The 21,997-nt window shown below is 38.9% G+C and carries 18 protein-coding genes; 10 read left to right on the forward strand and 8 right to left on the reverse strand.

Annotation, left to right across the window (positions count from 1 at the left end; translation table 11 throughout):
* Window positions 1-52: 52 nt before the first annotated feature.
* The 6 genes from FW754_RS01440 to FW754_RS01465 all read left to right on the forward strand — a co-directional run bounded on the left by FW754_RS01440 (window position 53) and on the right by FW754_RS01465 (window position 5,619).
* On the forward strand, window positions 53-811 hold the full coding sequence (locus FW754_RS01440) for a hypothetical protein (protein WP_409510779.1): 759 nt from the start codon (window positions 53-55) through the stop codon (window positions 809-811).
* A gap of 197 nt (window positions 812-1,008) precedes the next feature.
* Window positions 1,009-1,572: an HdeD family acid-resistance protein gene (locus FW754_RS01445; protein ID WP_409510780.1), complete on the forward strand. Its 564-nt coding sequence runs from the start codon at window positions 1,009-1,011 to the stop codon at window positions 1,570-1,572.
* Between the two features lie 137 nt (window positions 1,573-1,709).
* Window positions 1,710-2,843, forward strand: coding sequence for a glycerate kinase family protein (locus FW754_RS01450; RefSeq protein WP_446323699.1), 1,134 nt, complete (start codon window positions 1,710-1,712; stop codon window positions 2,841-2,843).
* Between the two features lie 14 nt (window positions 2,844-2,857).
* Window positions 2,858-3,187, forward strand: a complete 330-nt coding sequence (locus FW754_RS01455) for a hypothetical protein (RefSeq protein ID WP_419346319.1) — start codon at window positions 2,858-2,860, stop codon at window positions 3,185-3,187.
* A 101-nt stretch (window positions 3,188-3,288) separates the two neighbouring features.
* Entirely contained in the window at window positions 3,289-5,280 is a 1,992-nt protein-coding gene (locus tag FW754_RS01460) for an ATP-dependent helicase (protein WP_419346320.1), read from the forward strand.
* An 87-nt stretch (window positions 5,281-5,367) separates the two neighbouring features.
* Window positions 5,368-5,619 carry an RNA recognition motif domain-containing protein gene (locus FW754_RS01465; protein ID WP_409510783.1) on the forward strand — a complete coding sequence of 84 codons (252 nt, stop codon included), beginning with the start codon at window positions 5,368-5,370 and terminating at the stop codon, window positions 5,617-5,619.
* Between the two features lie 101 nt (window positions 5,620-5,720).
* Here the strand turns inward: FW754_RS01465 and FW754_RS01470 are convergent, their stop codons facing one another.
* From FW754_RS01470 to FW754_RS01505, 8 genes are all read right to left on the reverse strand, one after another.
* Window positions 5,721-7,121, reverse strand: a complete 1,401-nt coding sequence (locus FW754_RS01470) for an efflux transporter outer membrane subunit (protein WP_409510927.1) — start codon at window positions 7,119-7,121, stop codon at window positions 5,721-5,723.
* 23 nt (window positions 7,122-7,144) lie between these two features.
* Window positions 7,145-9,139 carry a MacB family efflux pump subunit gene (locus FW754_RS01475; protein WP_409510784.1) on the reverse strand — a complete coding sequence of 665 codons (1,995 nt, stop codon included), beginning with the start codon at window positions 9,137-9,139 and terminating at the stop codon, window positions 7,145-7,147.
* 2 nt (window positions 9,140-9,141) lie between these two features.
* Window positions 9,142-10,503: a MacA family efflux pump subunit gene (locus FW754_RS01480; RefSeq protein ID WP_409510785.1), complete on the reverse strand. Its 1,362-nt coding sequence runs from the start codon at window positions 10,501-10,503 to the stop codon at window positions 9,142-9,144.
* A gap of 98 nt (window positions 10,504-10,601) precedes the next feature.
* A complete protein-coding gene (locus FW754_RS01485; protein WP_446323632.1) occupies window positions 10,602-11,435 on the reverse strand; it encodes an SIR2 family NAD-dependent protein deacylase in 834 nt (277 codons plus the stop codon).
* 126 nt (window positions 11,436-11,561) lie between these two features.
* The gene (holA, locus tag FW754_RS01490) at window positions 11,562-12,548 is read right to left on the reverse strand and encodes a DNA polymerase III subunit delta (RefSeq protein ID WP_446323633.1); all 987 of its coding nucleotides are present in this window, start codon (window positions 12,546-12,548) and stop codon (window positions 11,562-11,564) included.
* Window positions 12,549-12,566: 18 nt separating this feature from the next.
* The gene (locus tag FW754_RS01495; RefSeq protein WP_409510788.1) at window positions 12,567-13,109 is read right to left on the reverse strand and encodes an LPS-assembly lipoprotein LptE; all 543 of its coding nucleotides are present in this window, start codon (window positions 13,107-13,109) and stop codon (window positions 12,567-12,569) included.
* 295 nt (window positions 13,110-13,404) lie between these two features.
* Window positions 13,405-16,026, reverse strand: coding sequence for a leucine--tRNA ligase (gene leuS / locus FW754_RS01500; RefSeq protein WP_446323634.1), 2,622 nt, complete (start codon window positions 16,024-16,026; stop codon window positions 13,405-13,407).
* Between the two features lie 119 nt (window positions 16,027-16,145).
* Window positions 16,146-16,490, reverse strand: a complete 345-nt coding sequence (locus FW754_RS01505) for a DUF4124 domain-containing protein (RefSeq protein ID WP_409510790.1) — start codon at window positions 16,488-16,490, stop codon at window positions 16,146-16,148.
* A gap of 575 nt (window positions 16,491-17,065) precedes the next feature.
* Between FW754_RS01505 and FW754_RS01510 the strand changes: the two genes are divergently transcribed.
* The 4 genes from FW754_RS01510 (at window position 17,066) to FW754_RS01525 (ending at window position 21,481) form a co-directional block, all read left to right on the forward strand.
* Window positions 17,066-18,793, forward strand: coding sequence for an acetolactate synthase 3 large subunit (locus tag FW754_RS01510; protein ID WP_409510791.1), 1,728 nt, complete (start codon window positions 17,066-17,068; stop codon window positions 18,791-18,793).
* Window positions 18,790-19,281 (forward strand): acetolactate synthase small subunit, encoded by a 492-nt coding sequence (gene ilvN, locus FW754_RS01515; protein WP_409510792.1) that lies wholly within the window; start codon window positions 18,790-18,792, stop codon window positions 19,279-19,281. The genes FW754_RS01510 and ilvN overlap by 4 nt, the downstream gene beginning before the upstream one ends.
* A 169-nt stretch (window positions 19,282-19,450) precedes the next feature.
* Window positions 19,451-20,467 (forward strand): ketol-acid reductoisomerase, encoded by a 1,017-nt coding sequence (gene ilvC / locus FW754_RS01520; RefSeq protein WP_409510793.1) that lies wholly within the window; start codon window positions 19,451-19,453, stop codon window positions 20,465-20,467.
* Between the two features lie 195 nt (window positions 20,468-20,662).
* Complete coding sequence (locus FW754_RS01525; protein ID WP_419346328.1) at window positions 20,663-21,481, forward strand: XAC2610-related protein; 819 nt, start codon at window positions 20,663-20,665, stop codon at window positions 21,479-21,481.
* Window positions 21,482-21,997 lie beyond the last annotated feature (516 nt).

The raw sequence follows: 21,997 nt of genomic DNA on the forward strand, positions 1-21,997 counted from the left end.
ACTGAAAGATTATTCAGCATAATGAAAAGATAGAATCAAGGAGTATATTGAAGTGTGGAAAAAAATTCGAGTTTCGATATTACTGCTGATTTTAGCATGGGCAGCATTTAGTACTTGGCAAGATATGAATCAAGATTGGAACAAATCAGTGATTGTATTGCTACATCCTATCAATGCTGATGGGGATCCAGTAACGGCAAAATATATTGAGCAAATTTCCATTGAAAACCTAGATCAAACACAGCATTTCCTAGCTGAAAATTCTAGACAGTTCCGTGGGCAAGCTATCTTTTTTGACTTTCAATTGGGGCGAACATTGACGGAACTTCCTCCGAAAGTACCAGTATCGAACAGTATGTTGGATAATATTTTATGGAGTTTAAAATTCCGTTATTATGCTTGGAAACAGCATCAAAGTGCAGATGGTTCTCCCGATGTAACACTTTATTTAAATTTTTATAATCCGCAAAAAACCAATGTACTTAAGCATTCTGTGGCATTACAACGTGGTCGCATTGGTACAGTCAATTTATTTGCATCCGAAAAATATCGTGGCTCGAATCAAGTGGTTGCGACACATGAGTTATTGCATGCCTTTGGTGCAACAGATAAATATGACATGCTAAGTGGACAGCCAATTTATCCTTTGGGATATGCAGAGCCTGATCGTAAACCTTTGTATCCACAAAGTATGGCGGAAATCATGGGCGGTTATATTCCGTTATCTGAAAATAAAAGTGTGACGCCTAAAAGCTTACAAGATACGATGATGAGTCCAACAACGGCACAGGAAATAGGTTGGATGAAATAGTGATAAGTATTTGTTGAAAACTTAAGAAGTTATAATGTGGATAAATATTGTTTTATCCACAATGATCATAAATCATAGAAAATATTTCAGCTCAATAGTTAAAAGTAATCGACAAAATGAAACAGACAGTTGGAAATATTTGAGCTAACAATAAAACTTCAATTAAAAAATGAATATAGAACAGAGGAGTACGTCAGATGAAAACTGTGGGAAATGATCTTGTTCGTCATCAATTACATGAAAATCGTAAATGGTATTTGTTATTGGGGGCATTGCTCGTCATCTTTGGTTTAGTTTTATTGGCATCTTTAGGTATGGCAACACTCACAGTTGTTACACTATTTGGTGTATTGATGATGATCGGCGGTGTACTTCATCTTATTGCTGCATTTAAAATCTTTGATGGCGGTTTTCGATGGTTATGGGCGCTATTTGGTATTTTGTATCTTGTGGCTGGATATTACGCATTTAAATCACCAATCACTACAGCCATAGTACTCACAAATTTATTGGCGGTTGCATTGTTAATTGCTGGTTTTATTCGAATATTTAATGCATTTATACTTAAACCAATGTCAGGTTGGGGGTGGACATTATTTTCGGGCTTACTCACACTCATTACAGGTATTATGATTTTAGCTTCACCAGATGCGCCATTTTGGGTGCTAGGTTTATTTTTAGCTGTTGATATCTTATTTCAAGGCGTGAATTATCTCACTTTTGCTGCAGCAATTAAACGGATTCCTCCCGCAAGTTATTAAATGTTAAATATTATTGATTTAAAGAAATGCCTGATGATTTAATCAGGCATTTTTATTTTGTAGTTATCGTTTATGAATGAAAATTTATCTAAGCTTAGATTTGTGTTAATAATATTTGAAACATCAAATATTCACAAATTATGAAAACTTTTCTCCTAGCACCTGATTCATTTAAAGAAAGTATGACGGCTGAGCAAGCTTGTGCTGCTATGCAACGAGGCATTGTAAAAGCTCTACCCGATGCACAATTTATTTATGTACCTATGGCAGACGGCGGTGAGGGAACGGTAGATGCCTTAGTTGCTGCCAGAAATGGTCGAAAAGTTGAGCTAGATGTTTCAGGTCCATTTATTCAGCAAAAAGTGCAAAGTTATTTTGGCTTAATTGAAAATGATCAAACCGCTGTGATTGAAATGGCGTTAGCAAATGGTATTCACCTGATTGAATCATCACAGCGAAATCCGTTACTGACATCGACTTTAGGTACAGGGGAAATAATTAAAGTGGCTTTAGAATTAGGTGTATCCAAAATCATTATTGGTTTAGGTGGCAGTGTGACTAATGATGCAGGTGCAGGCATGGCACAGGCGTTAGGTGTAAAATTTTTGGATGAAAATGGTCAGGCTGTTCAAGTGGGTGGTGGTCAACTGGATCAAATTCAAAGCATTGATCTTTCACAACTTGATCCACGTTTGAAATCGACTGAAATTGTTATTGCCAGTGATGTAAATAATCCTTTATGTGGTGAAAATGGCGCATCTCATGTATTTGCTCCACAAAAAGGTGCAACATCTGAAATGGTAGATGTTTTAGATCAAAATCTCAGCCATTTTGCTAACTTGGTTAAACAGCAATTAAATCTTGATATTGCCCATGTTCAAGGTACGGGCGCAGCAGGTGGGTTGGGTTTTGGTTTAATGGCTTTTGCAGGGGCAAAGATTCGCTCAGGTGTGGAAATTGTGATTGAAGAAACAGGGTTAAGTGAAAAAATTGCCCAGGCAGATTATGTATTTACAGGTGAGGGGGGAATTGACTTTCAAACGAAGTTTGGTAAAACACCATTTGGTGTGGCACAAGTAGCGAAGCGATTCAATAAACCTGTGATTGCCTTTGCAGGATATGTGGGGAAAGGTATTGAGGAATTATATGATGAGGGATTTACTGCAATTTTCGGCATAGTAGATGGTGCATGTGATTTGCAAACGGCATTAAAAAATGGTGAAAAAAATTTGGAACGCTGTTGTGTTAATGTGGTTAAGGTATTGAAATAATATAGAGATCAAAAATGAAAAAAATAATGGTTGGTATTTTAATGTTGAGTATTCAAAATTTTGGTTTTGCTCAATCTGATATGACAAATGAAGTCAAAAATTATTTACAACAAGGGAAGAAAACCTCTTTCCGATTCGAAGATAATTCAATCGGTACTGTGGCATATCTCATCCAACATGAAAAAGGGATAAAAGTCATTTTTGATAAAAATATAGATACGAAAAAAAGCTTTCCTATTAATTTACGAGACCAAAATTTTCTCGTATATCTTGATGTAACAACGAAGAAATTGGGCTTGAATTATCAAGTAATTGATCGCCATACAATTCGAGTTTATAAGTGAAATTATAGCTTATGTTAAGATGACATCATCTTAAAGTAGAAACCGCCTCATTTACCTATAGCTCTGTTAAACTAGCATCATCCACAATGTGATGAGTACCCATGAGTTTAGCCAACCTGATTAACGAATTAAACCCTCAACAAAAACAAGCTGCTATGACTGAAACTAAGCACAGTCTAGTCCTTGCAGGGGCAGGTTGTGGTAAAACCAAAACCATCGTGGCACGAGCAGCCTATCTGATTGATCAAGGCGTGCCTGCCAATCAAATCCAAATTCTCACTTTTACTCGTCGTTCAGCAAGTGAAATAGTCGCTCGTGTTGAACTTGCTTTGGGTGATGATGCTAAAGGCTTACGTGCATCAACATTCCATACATTCTGCATGTATTTGTTGCGCCGTGTACCAAAAGCATTTGGCTTAGATCAATTTTCAATTATTGATCGTGATGATCAGCTCATGTTGTTTCGCCTGATTCGTGGCAAAGACGATAAAAAGAATCCAAATGCCTTACCAAAGCCGAAAGAACTCTGTGATCTGTATTCATTTGCACGAAATACTCGTCAAAAACTCAGCCTTGCTTTAGAAAAGCAGATGCCTGAATTTTTAGAATATAAAGATCAAATTGCCGAAGTAATGAAAGAGTACGAAGCTCGGAAACAGGCACGTTATTTTTTAGATTATGACGATATTTTGGCTGTGGTGGCTTCAGGTTTAGCGCAATCGGAAGGTCTAACTGACTATGTTGCATCACTTTGTCATCACATACTTGTCGATGAAATGCAGGATACAAACCCTTTGCAATGGGCAATTTTAGAACCTTTAAAAGACAAAACTTCATTGTTCTGTGTCGGTGATGATGCACAGTCGATTTACGGTTTTCGTGGTGCAGATTTTGAAAACATTCACCATTTTAAAGATCGTGTACCTGATGCTGAAATTTTCAAACTCGAAAAAAATTATCGTTCAACCCAAGAAATTTTAGATTTTTCCAATTGGTTGTTGGATCAAAGCTCAATTGATTATGATAAAAAACTTGAGGCTTATCGCGGTGACGGCATTAAACCTCGTATGCACGTATTTCCGAATGAATTTGATGAAGCCAAATGGATTGCCATTGACATTAAAGAGCGTCATTTGCTTGAAGGTTCTGCTTGGAACAATCATATGGTTTTGGTGCGTTCGGCCTTTGCTGCACGACATATTGAAGCTGCATTTATTCAAGCGAATGTGCCGTATCGTTTTATTGGTGGCATGAAACTACTTGAAACAGCGCATGTGAAGGATTTACTCAGCTTATTACGTGTGATTGCCAATCCGCTCGATGACATTGCGTGGATGCGTTTTCTGACGCTGTGGAATGGTGTGGGCGATGTGAGTGCAAGTAAACTTGCTCAACAATTACTAGCTGAGCCCGATTTCGATAAAATTACTGAAAAACTCGAAAAATTTGGGCGCATTCCTGAAAGTACATTGCTGATTATGAAACAAATGAATGTACTCAAAACGGAAGTGGAAGCTTGCGTAAAATTGGGTGTGGAAGCGATTCTTAACCAGCTTGAAGAAAATTATGCTAAGAAAGATTGGAACAAGCGTATAGGTGATTTTGATCTCGTCAAACAACTTGCATCTAAACATTCTCAGCTCAGTGAGTTTTTAGAAGAATATGTTTTAGATCCTGTGTCCATTTCAGAAATTGAACGTCAATCGCAAGATGATGTAGTCACACTTATTACCATCCACTCAGCAAAAGGTACAGAGCAAAAAGTCTGTTATGTGGCAAATGTGTCTGCAGGACAGTACCCTCATGCTCGAGCGCAAGGAAATTTTGATGAAGTTGAAGAAGAACGCCGTGTGCTTTATGTGGCGATGACACGTGCGAAGAATGAGCTAATATTGACCAAACAAAATTTAAATATGTGGGCAAGTAGTCAAGTTGATGAGCAAGGTCGTAAGGTTGAAAGCTATTTTCTCAATGATCTAACACGTCATTTATGTACCACGGAAACACATTATAAACAGCGTCAACAAACCGTTAAAAGTGCTTTACTCGAACGACAGGCGATTAATTTAGATTTTGGCATTGATCTCGATTAAACTATAGCAATCCCGTTTTCATTCAAAAAGTAGTGTAGGCGAGTGCTTTTTGATGTTTTTTGCCTATTTTAGATTGAAGGTTGTGAGATGAAAATTTTAGTTCGTAGTTTACAGCGTACTGTAACTGAAGCAGAACTGCTTGAATTGTTTAAACAATACGGCACTGTAGCCGCATGTGATTTGATTATGGATGCAGCAACAGGTAAGTCGAAAGGTTTTGCTTTTGTTGATATGCCAAATGCACGTGAAGGTGTTAAAGCAGTGAAAGGTTTAAATACTTTACGCTTACATGGTCATGGTATTCGTGTGAAAATTGCTGAAGAAAAGCCAGAAGCTTAATTTATCGTAAATATAGGCATAGAAATTTTGTAAATAAAAAAGAGCTTCAATTGAAGCTCTTTTTTATTTTTAATAGAAAATAACAAGCTTAAACAATAAAACTATTCAACTAACGGGAGTTGTTTTATTGGACTTCCACCCAAAGCTTGCATTAGTGTCACATAAGCATTGTATTGGCTTTGTTTGGTCTGTACTAAGGTCAGGCGTGCATTACGTGTAGTTTCTTGTGCATCCAAAAGATTTTTTAACGCAATTGCACCATTCTTATAACGTACTTGGGTCAGACGTTCAGTTTTATCTGCAAGTTCTAAATTACGTTGCTGTAAAGCCACTTGTTTGTCTAGCTCGCTACGATTAGACAATGCATTTTCAGTATCAGCAAAAGCTTGATATAAGGTTTGGCGATATTGAATAATGGTTTTTTCATAGTCCAATTCACTTATTTTTAAGTCCTTTTTCATATCGTTATATTGAAGAAAAGGCAGACTTAAATTTGCACCCAAAGACAGCGCGGGATTTTGTAAAAGCTGTGTCAGTGAGGTACTGCTTGAACCTAAATTTCCCGTTAAACTTATTGAAGGATAGTAGCTTGCTTTGGTCGCATCTTTAGATGCCAAAGCTTCACGTAAACGTAACTCAGCCGCTTTTAAATCGGGGCGACGTGAGAGTAATTCAGCAGGCAAACCAGCAGATACTTTAGGTAGACTAATACGTGGCAGTTGTTTTGGTTCTTGAATATTGAGCTGTTGTACAGGTATTTGCAGTAGCACAGCCAACGCTGTACGCGTTTCAACACGTTGCTGATCAATTTGGCTCAAGCTTGCTTTTTGGCTTTGTACAGCCTGTTCTGCTTGGGTTAAATCTAAGCCTGAAACTGCGCCTGCTTTATATTGTGAGCGTACTAATTCATAGGTTTTTTGCGTTGATGCTAAATTTTGCTGAACAGTATTATAGCGTTCATTTAAATAACCTAATTGCCAGTATAAATTGGCAGTTGTAGCAATCAGACTTTGACCTGTCGCTTGTAAATCTTGCTCAGTCGCTAAAGCTTCCCAACGACTTACTTCAGTTTGACGTGCAAGTTTACCAAATAAATCAACTTCATAACTCACGCCTGCACTGAGTGAAAGTCCAGATGATGTGTCATCGCCTGAATTTAAATCAAAGCGATGTCCTGTAGAAACACCAGAGTTGACCCGAATACCTTGCTGATTTGCTGCCAAGCCTGCACGTAAACGTGCTTGTTGTAACTGGATGCCTGCAACGGCTAAATCGGTATTTTGCGTTAAGACTTGATTGACTAGGGTATTGAGTTGCTGATCACCAAATAGCGTCCACCATTGGTCTGCATATACATCGGTATGCAGTTGTGCTTGATTGGCTTTGTTATAAGCAAAACCTTCAGGAATTTGTACGGCAGGGGCTTGATACGGTGTTTTCACCACAGCCGCACACCCAATGAGTGAGCTTCCTAGAACTAAGGCGGCTGCAAGTTTTGTCATATTCATTTGCATAAATGGAGTCCTTATTCTCTAGACAGTGCATCGACAGGATCGAGCTGTGCGGCATTACGTGCGGGAATAAATCCAAACACTACACCAATAATGGTTGAACAAACAAAGGCTGCGATAATGGACGTTGTCGAATACGCCATTTGGAATGTACCTTTGGCAAAGTGTCCAATCACCTGCCCAATACCGAGCGATAACAACACACCTAAAATACCGCCCAAAATACAAACCAAAATCGCTTCGATGAGGAATTGTTGCAGAATGTCACTTTGACGTGCACCTACAGCCATTCGTACACCAATTTCCTGCGTGCGTTCGGTCACTGATACCAACATAATGTTCATGACACCAATACCACCCACAATGAGCGAGATCACAGCAATAGCAGACACAAGCAGGGTCATAGTTTGAGTGGTTTGCTCAATGGTTTCACGAATACTGTCGGAGTTTTGCGTAAAGACATCTTGTGCGCCATGACGTTGCTCAAGTAAAGTAAGAATGGCATTTTCAGCAATCGCACTTGGGTATTCATCTTTTACTCGAACAATAATATTGCGGACGTTAGACTGCCCGAGCATACGGCTCATCACAGTAGAATAAGGTAAATACACATTCAAACTGTCAGAATTCCCCATCATGCTCTTTTGTGCATCGGTCACACCAATAATTCGACTTGGTAAATTACCCAATAAAATGACCTGTCCAACAGGATTTGTACCATCAGCAAAGAATGTATTTTTGGTATTGGAATCAATGACAACATCTTGCGCACGTTCAGTTACGCTTTGTTTGTCAAAGGCTTGTCCAGATTGGAAGGTGAGTCCTTTGACGTAAAAGAAGTCCTCGCCTACACCATTGACACTAATGGAGGCTTCTGTGTCTTTAAAACGTCCTGTGACACTTGAGCTGACCGATGGACTAACACCATCGACATAAGGTTGTTCTGAAAGTGCCTCTGCATCTGCTGGAATAAGGGTTTTGACTTGTGCTGTTTTGGAGTTATCGCCAAAACCTCGCCCTTGATACACAGTGATGGTATTGGTGCCTAAACTGCTAATATTTTCTAAAATTTGTTTTTGTGAACCATTACCCAGTGCAACTACAGAAACCACAGAAGCAATACCAATAATGATCCCAAGCATAGTCAAAAATGTACGCATACGATGTGCATTCATCGCTAACAATGCCATATTAAAGGCTTCACTAAAGCGGTCTAAAGTGGCACGAAAAGTCGATGATTTTTTCTGTACTTTATTGATATTCGCATCAAAGCTGTGATCTTCTGCAACCTGAACTTCAGGTACATTAGGTTGATCGGAAATAATATTTCCATCACTAATCTCAATAATACGGGTTGCATTTTTTGCCACATTCATATCATGTGTGACAAGAATGATGGTGTGTCCTTTGGCATTCAATTCACGCAAAATACGCATGACTTCAACACCACTGTTTTTGTCCAAGGCACCAGTAGGCTCATCGGCAAGAATTACATCACCGCCATTCATCAGCGCACGGGCAATGGAAACACGTTGCTGTTGCCCCCCCGACAATTGACTTGGACGGTTTTGAGTTTTGTCACTAAGTCCCAGTTCACTCAAAAGTTCATGTGAACGTTTTTGACGTTCTTCAGGATCAAGCCCTGCATAAATGGCAGGCACTTCGACATTTCCCGCTGCATTTAAATCACCAAGTAAATGATAGCGTTGGAAAATAAAACCAAAATATTCTCGGCGCAGTTGTGCCAACTCATCGGGTTCAAGTTGTCCTGTTTCACGCCCACTGACTTTATAACTACCCGATGTCGGTTTATCTAAGCAACCGAGAATGTTCATTAGGGTCGATTTACCTGAACCTGATTGCCCAACAATGGCAACCAATTCTCCTGCAAAAATCTCTAAATTAATACGCTTTAGAATCTGAATGGTGGACTCACCCGCAGGGAATTCACGAATCAGATCACGAACCTCAAGCAGAGGTTGTTTCTTCTGATTGTTGTTCTGATCCATGCTTATAATCTCATTGGGCCGCTGTTTTTATTGCTACGTTTTGCTGAATCGTTAGACGTATCAGAACCATCAGCAATAACAACATTGTCGCCTTCATTTAAGCCACGTAAAACTTGTGCCGTGACTCGGTTGTTTAGTCCAATTAAAACTTGTTTACGTTTTACTGAACCATCAGCTTGTAAGACACGAACTGTTGCAACAGAAGCTTTGCCTTGTTCAATAAGTGCTTTTTCATCTGCTGTGAGTTCTAGGCGTTCAGGACGTTCGCCTTGTGGGCTATTTTTACTGTCTTTATTTGTACCCGTGGTATTTGTATTTTGACCTGATTTCAGATCTGCTGATGAAGCATCTTTACTGCTTGCTCGCTTTGAACGGTTTGATACTTGAAGTGCCGCTGAAGGTACAGTAAGGGTATTTTTTGCTTCATTTAAAATGATATAAACCTGTGCAGTCATATCAATACGCAATTTGCCATCATCATTTGGAACATCAAATAGGGCATTATAATAAATTGCTGTACTTGACGTAGATGTTGAATTATTACTTGTTTCTGTATTGATTGAATCTGGTGCAGGCTCGACTTGACGTAAAGTTGCATAGCGTTTTTTCTCGCTATCACCCAATGTGGTGAAATAAACCGTTTGACCTTCTTGAACTTTCATAACATCGGCTTCAGAAATTTGAGCCTTAATGGTCATAGTGTCGAGTTTTGCAAGTTTAACAATGGTTGGCGCACTTTGATTCGCATTTACCGTTTGACCTTCTTCAGTCACAATCGCAACAACCGTACCATCAATAGGTGCAAGAATTTGCGTATAACCTAAATCTTCTTTTGCTGTTGCAAGGGTGAGGCGAGATTGCTCAATTTGTGCATTGACCGCAGCAATATCGGCTTGTGCCGTTTTAAAACTTGCCAAAGCAGATTCAAGTTCTGCTTTTGATGTCGCATCTTGTGCATACATCGTATTTTGACGGTTATATTCCGCTTCGACTTTGGTCAAGTTCGCTTGTTTGGTTGCAAGTTGTGCTTGTTGATTTTTAATACTTGCTTCAGCTGTTTTAAGATCATTGGTCTGACGTACAGAGTCAATTTGTGCAATCAATTGCCCTTGTTTGACTTGATCACCCAATTTTACATACATGCGTTTGACCTGACCCGATACCTGCGCACCCACACTGACCATTTTAGTCGCTTCAAGATCACCTGTTGCAAGGACTGAATCTTCAATATCACCCCGTGTGACCTCAGTGCTGATGTACTGTGGTTGGGTATTTTTTGGTTTGAAATATGCCCATGTGAGTCCAATAAGTAGGGCAATGCCCAATACAATGACAATGATTTTTGACGGTTTTATTTTTGGCATAGTTGCAAGTCTAGGCAAACTGAAAGATGGACAAATTATAGAGATGAAATAAGGATAAAGCGTGGATTTTTTGAAACTTAAATGAGAATTATTTACTTTTAATTGGTGATGAGTGCATTAAAAATCAATGAAATAGCATTGAGTGCAGTATATGGAAGTGACATTCCACCATTTTTAGCCACTTTTGCCTCACGTGGATTGATCCGAAGAAGATGAGGTGAAAACTGTTCACTAAACATGCGAACACTCGGAATAGCGGTGCCTGCGCCTATTTCAATGACTAAAGGTGAGCGGTATTGATTTAACCACTTTTTTAAGCGTTTATCTTGCTGATCTGACTGTGTTGAAATCCATGTTGCATCATTGAACATGAGAATATTGGGACGCATTAAGCCACCACATTCAAGACATTTAGGAAGATTGCCAAGCCATTGACAACTATCTGAGTTAATTTGAGGTTTAAGCGTGTCGGAAGTTTCAACTTCATTGGTACATGCATTGAGGCATTGGATATGATGAATAGAACCATGACATTCATAAATGAATTTTGGATCAAAACCCGCTTTTTGAAATTGACCATCGACATTAGAGGTAAATACAAAATAGGGTATATTCAATTGCTCTGCGAGTTGCTTTAGAAGTTGAAAGCCTTGATGAGGTTGGGTTTTACGGTATAAAGCCAAGCGATGTCCATAAAAGCCCCAAGCAAGGTGAGGCTGAGAACGAAATGCGGCAGGATTGGCAATTTGAGTAAAATCAAAGTTTTTTCGCCCAAGTTCAGGGTAGACTTTCCACATCCCTTGATTGCCCCGAAAATCAGGTAGACCTGAATCGACTCCCATGCCTGCACCAGCACTAAAAATTAGACTATCAGCCTTTGAAAATAGTGTTTTAAGCTGTTGAATTTGATCAGGTGTTAATGCTATAGACATAAATATTAAGCCTAAGATGTTTATTTGAGATTTCTGTAAATATATTTATAATACAATGACTTATTTTTCTATGTGGGTGTTGAAGAGTTTTGGGTTTTTATTAAATGGCATCATGAAAATGATCACTTAGCGGAATAGAGTTTTACCACAAAGTTCAGTAATACTTTGCAGAATTAAATGCTCAGGATTTTCTTTGCTCATCCCTTTAATGGCAGCATCAATGCGTAACAGAAGTTGTGGCCAATGTAAAAAAGCCTGTGGATTGAGTCGTCTTAAGGCTTGTTGGTAATTGGAAATTTTGGTTTTCCAAATACCAAGTTGTAGTGCATTTTGTGGTTGCTCAAAAAGTTGCATGAGAAGACGCATTTCTTTACTAATCGTCCATAAAACTAAACTTGCGGGCTCACCTGCAGATATTAAAAATTGAAAAATACGTGCAGATTGAGCTAAATTTCCTGCAATGAGGGCATCACTTAAATCAAATGTCGTATAGCGAGATTGATCTTGTAAACATTCATACAACTGTTCGATTTGAATCTGTTTTTGTTCAGGAAAGGTATCTGCGACACGCATTAAGCTATTACGAGCAGCCAATAAATTATGTTCATGGTGTTGTTCAAGCCAAGACCAAGCATCCTGATTCAGTTCAATGCCTAATTTTTCAGCTTCAATACTTAAAATTCGTTGACGATCTTGAGGGTAATTCGCAGTCAGTTGAACCACGACACCATTAGCTTCGACCATTTGAAAGAATGCAGATTTTAGGCTACTCGCATCCTGCTTCGGCATAATAATCAGTAGTAAATTATGTTCATTATGCTGAATGTATTGTTTTAGAAGTTTAAGCGCATTGGCATCAGGTTTGATATTACCATGAACTTCAATCGCAAGATTTTGCGAAAATAGTGACAAACTATTGAGTGCATTAAAGACATTTTTCCACTCACTTACGCTACTAATGTCAAAGCGTTGGCGTTCAACTTCTTGGATGTTCCAACTCTTGCGAAAAGCATCTATCAAGTTTTGCTCAAGCAAAGGCTCTTGACCGTGCATAATCCAAGCACCACGGGCTTCATGTGTGCGTTTGAGTGCTTGAATATAATCGAATTTCATAAGAATGAGTACAACCGATTATTGAACAGCTTGTTGAGTTGGAAGCGTTGCGTTCACTTTTGCTTTTGGTAAGCGATTTGCCGAAATTTGGCGGGAAATTTGTTGAGCAATATCATCAACCATGATCTGACTTAAATAATGATATTGTTGATCGTCGGTATTGACCGTATTGATGTTGTATTGATAGCTACGAGATGACGTTAATGTACGAGGTTCTGTAATTGGATTACCTTGGCGATCTTCAATTTGGAAGGTGACACTCAGGCGGAGTAATGTTTCAACCAATGTACCGTTGAGCTCATGGCGATAGGGTGTGTAATTGAGTACACGTAAAACGTAAGCATCGTTTGCATTGCTGAGCTGTACGCCACTTGCAGCCAAATAAACGCTGAGTTTTTTCTCAAGGTCGCTGGCATTTTTAGGCAAAGCCAATTCAAGTTTAGTATAGACCAAAGGTGTTGTTTGAGGGTTTGTCCCTTTTAAATGAAAGCCACAGCCGACTAAGCCCGCACTTAAGCCTAAAGTTAAAACAATTGCTGCCAAACGTTGTGCTAAGTGCATGTTTTGTCCTCTGTTCATCTTGTCTAAAAATTGATGGGAATATCTTCCCAATTGGAATCTTGATTGTAAAGTCAAAGCCCGTTGACTGACAACGGGCTTTGTTTGGGTTTTGTTTTAAATCCCTCCTGAGTAGCATCGCTACGCAAGTCCTTTTAAAAAAGAGAGGAGAATCTCTCTTTTTATTTTTGGAGAGGAAGTGCCCCTTTGCAAAAGGGGGACTTCGGGGGATTCATTTATTTAAAACTCTCCCTTGCGAAGCGATGTTCTCACCTTCAAAAAGGGAGGCTTAAAAGCATTAAACCACCAAATTGACTAATTTGTTTGGAACAACAATTTCTTTCTTGGTTGGACCTGTCAAGAATTGTTGAACTTCAGGCAATGCTTTCGCAAGTGCCAAAATATCATCTTTAGAAATATCAACTGCAACTTCTAATTTGCCACGAAGTTTACCATTCACCTGAACCACAATAGTTTGCGTATTACGGGTTAAAGCTGATTTATCCACTTGAGGAAATAAAACAGATGTTAACTCAATATCAAACTTCGCCAATAACACTTGGCTTAAATGCGGTGCAAATGGCGCAAGCAAAGTTAAAAGCGTGGTGATTGATTCGCGAGCAACAGCAACATCATTATCATCTTTAGTTTCAAACTTATTATTTGCATTCAGCAATTCCATCATCGCTGCAATTGCTGTGTTAAATGCATGACGACGTTCGATGTCATCACCCACTTTTTGGATGGTTTCATGGGTTTTACGGCGTAAGTCTTGCGCTTCTGTTGATAATTTTGTGGTATCAATTGCAGATGCATTGTTGCTTTTTTCAAGGAAGCCTGCCGTTAAACGCCATACACGTTTTAAGAAGCGATTCGCGCCTTCAACACCAGCATCAGACCATTCAAGTGATTGATCAGGTGGCGCAGCAAACATCATAAATACACGTGCAGTATCTGCACCGTATTGGTCAATAATAGATTGTGGGTCGATACCGTTATTTTTCGATTTCGACATTTTCTCTTGACCACCAACCACAACGTCTTGGCCATCACCTTGATATTTTGCAGAAATGATTCGACCTTTTTCATCACGTTCAAGGTCAATATCAGCAGGGTTAAACCATGTTTTCTTACCTGAATCTGCTTCACGGTAGTAAGTATCTGCAAGAACCATACCTTGGGTTAACAAATTGGTGAATGGTTCATTGCCTTGTACGACACCTTCATCACGCATTAATTTATGGAAGAAGCGTGCATATAGTAAATGAAGAATGGCATGTTCAACACCACCGATATATTGATTTACAGGTAACCAGGTTTGACCTGCAGCTGGATCAACAATACCGCCTGTAAATTCAGGTGATGCGTAACGCGCATAGTACCAAGAAGATTCTACGAAAGTATCTAAAGTATCAGTTTCACGACGAGCTTCGCCACCACAGGTTGGACATGTCGTTTCATAGAACTCAGGCATTTTATTCAGTGGATTACCAGAGCCATCGGGAACGACATTGGTTGGTAAAACCACAGGAAGCTGGTCTTCAGGTACAGGTACTTGACCACACTTGGTACAGTTGATCATTGGAATTGGACAACCCCAATAACGTTGACGAGATACACCCCAGTCACGTAAACGGAATTGAACTTTAGAATTCGCAAGCTCTGTTGGTGCTAATTTTGCAAGGAAGGCATCATAAGCCACTTGTAAATTTAGACCATCAAATTCGCCTGAATTGACCAATGTACCTTCTTTTGAACCGTACCATTCTTGCCAAGTGCTTGCATCAAAATCTGCATCTTCTGCACCTTTAGCATCAATCACTTGTTGGATATTTAAACCAAATTTATTGGCAAACTCAAAATCGCGTTCGTCATGTGCGGGAACAGCCATCACTGCGCCTGAGCCATAGGACATCAACACGTAGTTTGCAATCCAAACAGGAACTTCTTCGCCTGTGACTGGATGCTTAACAGATAAACCTGTTGCCATGCCTTTCTTTTCTGCAGTGGCAAGATCAGCCTCTGCTACTGAACCCATACGACATTCTTCAATGAATGCAGCCAATGTTGGATTTGTTTCAGCAGCTTTAAGCGCTATTGGATGTTCTGCTGCAACTGCAACATACGTTACACCCATTAAGGTGTCGGCACGTGTGGTAAATACTGTTAAACCATCTGCATAAACATCAGGGTTTGCTGATGGAAAAGTAATGTCCATCCCTTGTGAACGACCAATCCAGTTACGCTGCATGGTCAATACTTGTTGTGGCCAACCGTCTTTAAGCGTATCTAAATCATCTAATAATTCTTGTGCATAGTCTGTAATACGGAAGTAATACATTGGAATATCACGTTTTTCAACCAATGCACCTGAACGCCAACCGCGACCATTTTCAACTTGTTCATTCGCCAATACAGTTTGATCGACAGGATCCCAGTTTACTGTTGAAAGTTTACGGTAAATTAAACCTTTTTTATAAAGCTGAACAAATAACCATTGTTCCCAACGATAATATTCAGGCGTACAGGTTGCAAATTCACGATCCCAATCGACAGCAAGACCTAATTTTTTCAGTTGGTCTCGCATATACGCGATGTTTTCAAATGTCCATTTTGCAGGCGCAACTTGATGCGCAATTGCAGCATTTTCAGCGGGTAGACCAAAGGCATCCCAACCCATCGGTTGTAGTACGGTTTCACCTTTGAGGCGGTGGAAACGGCTGATCACATCACCAATGGTATAGTTACGCACATGACCCATATGCAGTTTGCCACTTGGGTAAGGGAACATCGAGAGAATATAACGACGTGGGCCTTCTACAATGTCGGCAACTTTGAATGATTTGCGAGTTTCCCAGTCCTGTTGGACAGTCGGTTCAATCGCACTTGCTTGATATTCAGGGTCAATGTGAGTAGTCATATACGTAATATAAGAGAACGGTTAGAAAATTTGAAATACAGCATAGCGCAAAACGCACTAAAAAGTGAGTTTTGCGCTGAAATTTATACAGCTAAAATGATGTGAAATATTTGAAAATTTTATTGTGGTGCATCTAGGCGATTTTCGACAGGCGCACTTTGAGATTGAGCAACAGGAATATGCTGAGCTTGTTCGGTATTATTCTGTGTTGCATTATTTTGAGGCTGTGATGTTGTATTATTTTGTACCGGTGCACTAGAAGAACTACGTGAAGCACCATAAGTATCGACTTTACCGTGTTTTTTCGCTTTTGCTGGTGGTGGTGTAGTGGTGTAGTGGGTAGAGCCATTTGCATCGACCCATTTATAATATTGCTTGGCAAAGCTTTGTGTTGCGGTGAAGGCTGTGATTGAAACCAAAGCAACAGAGAGCAAAGAAGTTTTGAACCATTGAAGCTTTTGCATGTGAATTACCTTATATATGCAGAAAAATATTTTGTGATTATTTTATCGGAAGAAATGGATGGATACATCAACAATAAGGGTTGTGATGAGATTTTTATTTCTGTCTGTATTTTATACGATTTTTAGAAAATGAAAAGGCTAGTTCTTTTTTTAGTGCAAAAGTTAATAATAAAATTAATGATAAAAAATACAATTGATAAAAAAAAGTTATGTGTTGCTTAAAATATTAGACTGAAAATAATCCAGAAAAGCGTCTTTGAAACCTTGACTTTGGTCGCTGAACCTACAAAAATGCCTAAACAGTTTTATGTGTTTTTATTCGACCACCCTTTGAATAAATACATCGCTTGCAGTACCAATTTTTCTAAGCCGAAAAATTGAATATTACTTAAATATGCTTATCCCAGCGTATTTTAGGTTGACCAAACTTTTTAAAAGACAGTGCAGTCACATTTTTTTATATTGCAGCAAAAACTTATGAAATATGTGTGCTATAACAGTGCACACAAGTCAATCAATGAAGCACGCTGTATGTCTCCCATACAGGTCGTGGAATAAAGATTAGGGTGAATACGTTGGAACTTTTATCTGGTGGTGACATGCTTGTTCGCGCTTTAGCGGATGAAGGCGTAGAACATGTTTTTGGGTATCCAGGCGGCGCAGTTTTACATATTTATGATGCGCTATTTAGACAAGAAAAAATCAATCATTACCTTGTACGCCATGAGCAAGCTGCTGGTCATATGGCAGATGCATACTCGCGTGTAACGGGTAAAACAGGCGTTGTCCTTGTGACCTCAGGTCCAGGTGCCACCAACACTGTAACGCCAATTGCGACTGCTTACATGGACTCCATTCCAATGGTGATCTTATCAGGTCAGGTTCCGTCACATTTAATTGGCGAAGATGCATTCCAAGAAACCGATATGGTTGGCGTATCTCGACCAATCGTAAAACATAGTTTCCAAGTGCGTCATGCAAGTGAAATTCCAGGCATTATTAAAAAAGCATTTTATATTGCATCTTCAGGTCGTCCAGGTCCTGTGGTTGTTGATATTCCAAAAGATGTGACCAATCCTGTTGATAAATTTGCTTACGAATATCCTGAAAAAGTAAAAATGCGCTCTTATCAGCCGCCACATCGTGGGCATTCTGGTCAGATTCGTAAAGCAATTGATGAGTTATTGAATGCTAAACGTCCTGTGATTTATACGGGGGGCGGTGTGGTTCAGGGCAATGCATCTGCATTATTGACAGAGCTTGCACACTTATTAAATTACCCTGTAACCAATACATTGATGGGCTTGGGTGCGTTCCCGGGCAATGATCCTCAATTCATTGGTATGTTGGGTATGCACGGAACCTATGAAGCTAATATGACCATGCATAATGCAGATGTTATTTTGGCAATTGGTGCTCGTTTCGATGACCGTGTAACCAATAACCCTGCAAAGTTCTGTACCAATGCAAAAGTCATTCACATTGATATTGATCCTGCAACAATTTCAAAAACCATTATGGCGCACATTCCAATTGTGGGCGCGGTTGAGCCTGTGTTGCAGGAAATGTTGAGCCAGTTAAAACAACTCAATGTTTCTAAGCCAAACCCTGAAGATATTTCGGCTTGGTGGTCTCAAATTGATGAGTGGCGCAAAGTTCACGGCTTACGTTATGAAGCGGGTGAAAATGGGGTAATGAAGCCACAGCAAGTGGTTGAAGCGCTCGATAAAATCACCAATAGCCAAGCGATCATTACGTCTGATGTTGGTCAACATCAAATGTTTGGTGCGAACTACTACCGTTATACACGTCCACGTCAATGGATCAATTCAGGTGGTTTGGGCACAATGGGTGTAGGTTTGCCATACGCAATGGCAGCAAAACTTGCATTCCCAGAGCAAGATGTAGTTTGTATTACAGGTGAAGCATCAATTCAGATGTGTATCCAAGAGTTGTCTACCTGTAAACAGTATGACTTGAATGTCAAAATTCTTTGTTTGAATAACCAGGCTTTGGGTATGGTTAAACAATGGCAAGATATGAATTACGAAGGGCGTCATTCAAGTTCTTATATTGATTCATTGCCTGATTTTGCAAAATTGATGGAAGCTTACGGTCATGTGGGTATTCAAATTGATCATGCCGATGAACTTGAGTCAAAACTTGCTGAAGCAATGGCAATAAATGATAAGTGCGTATTTATCAACGTTATGGTAGATCGTGCAGAACACGTTTATCCAATGTTGATTGCAGGTCAATCGATGAAAGATATGTGGTTAGGCAAAGGGGAGCGCACTGAATGAGACATATAATTTCTGTACTCGTTGAAAACGAAGCTGGTGCGTTATCTCGTTTAGTTGGTTTGTTTTCTCAACGTGGTTATAACATTGAAACGCTAAACGTTGCGCCAACTGAAGATGCAACCATGTCACGTTTAACGCTGACGACTTATGGTGATGATCATAAAATTGAACAAATCACGAAGCAATTAAACAAATTAGTTGAAGTTGTGAAAGTTGTAGATTTGTCAGAAGGTGCACACATTGAACGTGAGTTGATGCTGATTAAAGTAAAAGCGCTTGGTTCTGCGCGTGCTGAAATTAAGCGTACAGCAGACATCTTTCGTGGTCAGGTGGTTGATGTAACACCAACGACTTACACGATTCAGATTGCAGGGACAACAGAGAAAATTGACGGTTTTATTGATGCACTTGCTGAAAACACGATCTTAGAAGTCGTGCGTTCAGGTGTATCTGGTATTGCCCGTGGCGAAAAAGTTTTATCGATTTAATTTTTTCAGATATTAAAAATTTAAGGTTTTAACCATTTGGTTAATTGATTTTTTATAACCTCATGTATAACCTCTCCTTACAAACAGGAGAGGGACTTAACCTGTAAATTGATCAAAACAAGATCCTCAGGTTAAGACGAGGAAACAAAGCATTTAAGCGGAGACAGCAATGCAAATTTTTTATGATAAAGACACAGACTTATCGATCATCCAAGGCAAAAAAGTAGCAATTATTGGTTACGGTTCACAAGGTCATGCACATGCGCTTAACCTTAAAGATTCTGGCGTTGATGTAACTGTTGGTCTACGTGCAGGTTCTACTTCTTGGAAAAAAGCTGAAAATTCTGGTCTTAAAGTTTCAGAAGTTCCTGCTGCTGTTGCTCAAGCTGACGTTGTTATGATTTTGACTCCAGATGAGTTCCAATCACAACTTTACCGTGACGTAATTGAACCGAATATTAAGCAAGGTGCAACTTTAGCATTTGCTCACGGCTTCTCTATTCTTTATAACCAAGTTGTTCCACGTGCTGACTTAGATGTAATCATGGTTGCTCCAAAAGCACCAGGTCACACAGTACGTTCAGAATACCAACGTGGTTCAGGTGTTCCTGACTTAATCGCTATTCACCAAGATGCTTCTGGTAATGCGCGCAACGTAGCACTTTCTTACGCTTCAGGCGTGGGTGGTGGTCGTACAGGTATCATCGAAACTTCATTCCGTGAAGAAACTGAAACTGACCTTTTTGGTGAGCAAGCAGTTCTTTGTGGTGGTGCGGTTGAATTGGTTAAAATGGGCTTCGAAACTTTGGTTGAAGCGGGTTATGCACCAGAAATGGCGTATTTTGAATGTCTACACGAACTTAAATTGATCGTTGACTTGATGTTCGAAGGCGGTATCGCAGACATGAACTATTCAGTATCGAATAATGCTGAATATGGTGAATATGTAACTGGTACTGAAGTTATCAATGAACAATCTCGTGAAGCAATGCGTAATGCACTTAAGCGTATCCAATCTGGCGAATATGCGAAAATGTTTATTAACGAAGGTGCTTTAAACTATCCTTCTATGACTGCTCGTCGTCGTCAAAATGCTGCACATGGCATCGAAGTAACAGGTAACAAGTTACGTTCTATGATGCCTTGGATTCAAGCGAATAAAATCGTAGATAAAGAAAAGAACTAAAACTTAGTTCTTTAAAAAAACCCACTCAATTGAGTGGGTTTTTTATTGAAAACTTGTTTTCAATTCAATATGCAGATTTTTTGCTTGGGATAATGGGGGCTTTACAGTATTTATAATACTGCTTATAAAATTTAATTGTGATAGATTACGCATAATTTTAATACTTATTATGAATTTAATTTTTTGGGCTAACTCATGAAAAAGCAACTACTTATCACTTTGACTGCATTGTCTATCTCATGCTTTAGCTTTGCTGAAACTGCACAAATCGTATCAACTGAGCTTAAACCTTTGTCAGGCGTACGTGTATCGATGCAACGAATGTTGAAATCGGGTGAAGGTCGCTATTTCATGAGCTTATATGCAGGTATTCCCAATCCACATGGCACTTTATATGACTTGATGAGCGTAAAAGAGATTGCATTTAAAGGTACTCAAAAAGCAGATCAGATCATTATGAAGTCGGTAGCGAGTGAGCGTGATGAGGCTGGGAAATATCAAATTAGCGGAACATTAAATGCCAACACGGGGAATTTCAAGGTTCTATTTTCTGAAAATGCAGAAACTACAGGTAAGTCGATGCAGTTTGAACCAGCATTTAAAGTTGCAAATAAACCAACATTTATTTTTAAATTTTATGGTCAAAATGATCCTAAGCAACCGCTTGGAAATGCGTTAAAGCGAGTTGATGTTTTGAATAAAGTTGATAACTCGATTGTCCAAAGCCTGACAGGTTTTACCGCCTATGCCGGTAGTATGGGTTATATGGATATTAACTTTGATGGTTATTATGATGTCATTTTATCTGACTTATCGGGTGGTAAAGATATTGCAGATAAACGTTATATCTATTGGATGTATAACCCAAAGACTAGTCAGTTTCAGCGTTCAGCACAAATGGAAAAAATTGTAGGTTTACCAGTATTACATGGTGAAAAACAACAAATTGATTTTGGTAATGGACAAATATATCAAGTAGAGAAAGGTCTGTTAAGGAAAATTGATCGTCAGTAAGAGGCATAGGTTGAATATATAAGGCAGTTAAAAACTGCCTTTTTTTTGGTATTTTTTTTTAATATCTAGCTGTTTTTTAATTTTTTTAACTCTACTGGTTGGTGGTTTTTGTTTGAGGTGATTCTATTCAATGGTCAATTTAGAAGTCCAGTCTGTATTCTTTGATAATGTGCAGGAACCGCTGAAATAATCTATTCACTTGTTATTATTATTTAACATTTCTATAGATTGGTTTTTACTTGATTTTTTAAACATCTGTTGGTTTAACTTATAAATACCATATATTTATTCGCACAAATTTGAGCAAAATGTGACGTAATTTGCGCATTATTAATCCATAATTTAATTAAGTGTTTAGATATTCTAAATAGTTTAATGGAATAGTAAAATAATCAAGAAGAAGTCTGAATATTTTTTTTTAATAATGATAAAAAAATAGGCGGTTTTTGTAACGTTATAATTCAAAATGAAAAGTCTAGAAATATTTTGTAAATTATAAAATCTTATAAAAATTAT

The organism is Acinetobacter sp. 1207_04, from assembly GCF_052850415.1.

Coding starts and splice junctions, on each gene's coding strand:
- FW754_RS01480 (WP_409510785.1), bottom strand. CDS start 10,503: ATGCCAAAAATAAAACCGTCAAAAATCATTGTCATTGTATTGGGCATT.
- FW754_RS01475 (WP_409510784.1), bottom strand. CDS start 9,139: ATGGATCAGAACAACAATCAGAAGAAACAACCTCTGCTTGAGGTTCGT.
- FW754_RS01470 (WP_409510927.1), bottom strand. CDS start 7,121: ATGACAAAACTTGCAGCCGCCTTAGTTCTAGGAAGCTCACTCATTGGG.
- FW754_RS01485 (WP_446323632.1), bottom strand. CDS start 11,435: ATGTCTATAGCATTAACACCTGATCAAATTCAACAGCTTAAAACACTA.
- ilvN (WP_409510792.1), top strand. CDS start 18,790: ATGAGACATATAATTTCTGTACTCGTTGAAAACGAAGCTGGTGCGTTA.
- ilvC (WP_409510793.1), top strand. CDS start 19,451: ATGCAAATTTTTTATGATAAAGACACAGACTTATCGATCATCCAAGGC.
- holA (WP_446323633.1), bottom strand. CDS start 12,548: ATGAAATTCGATTATATTCAAGCACTCAAACGCACACATGAAGCCCGT.
- FW754_RS01525 (WP_419346328.1), top strand. CDS start 20,663: ATGAAAAAGCAACTACTTATCACTTTGACTGCATTGTCTATCTCATGC.
- FW754_RS01495 (WP_409510788.1), bottom strand. CDS start 13,109: ATGCACTTAGCACAACGTTTGGCAGCAATTGTTTTAACTTTAGGCTTA.
- FW754_RS01445 (WP_409510780.1), top strand. CDS start 1,009: ATGAAAACTGTGGGAAATGATCTTGTTCGTCATCAATTACATGAAAAT.
- leuS (WP_446323634.1), bottom strand. CDS start 16,026: ATGACTACTCACATTGACCCTGAATATCAAGCAAGTGCGATTGAACCG.
- FW754_RS01465 (WP_409510783.1), top strand. CDS start 5,368: ATGAAAATTTTAGTTCGTAGTTTACAGCGTACTGTAACTGAAGCAGAA.
- FW754_RS01460 (WP_419346320.1), top strand. CDS start 3,289: ATGAGTTTAGCCAACCTGATTAACGAATTAAACCCTCAACAAAAACAA.
- FW754_RS01505 (WP_409510790.1), bottom strand. CDS start 16,490: ATGCAAAAGCTTCAATGGTTCAAAACTTCTTTGCTCTCTGTTGCTTTG.
- FW754_RS01455 (WP_419346319.1), top strand. CDS start 2,858: ATGAAAAAAATAATGGTTGGTATTTTAATGTTGAGTATTCAAAATTTT.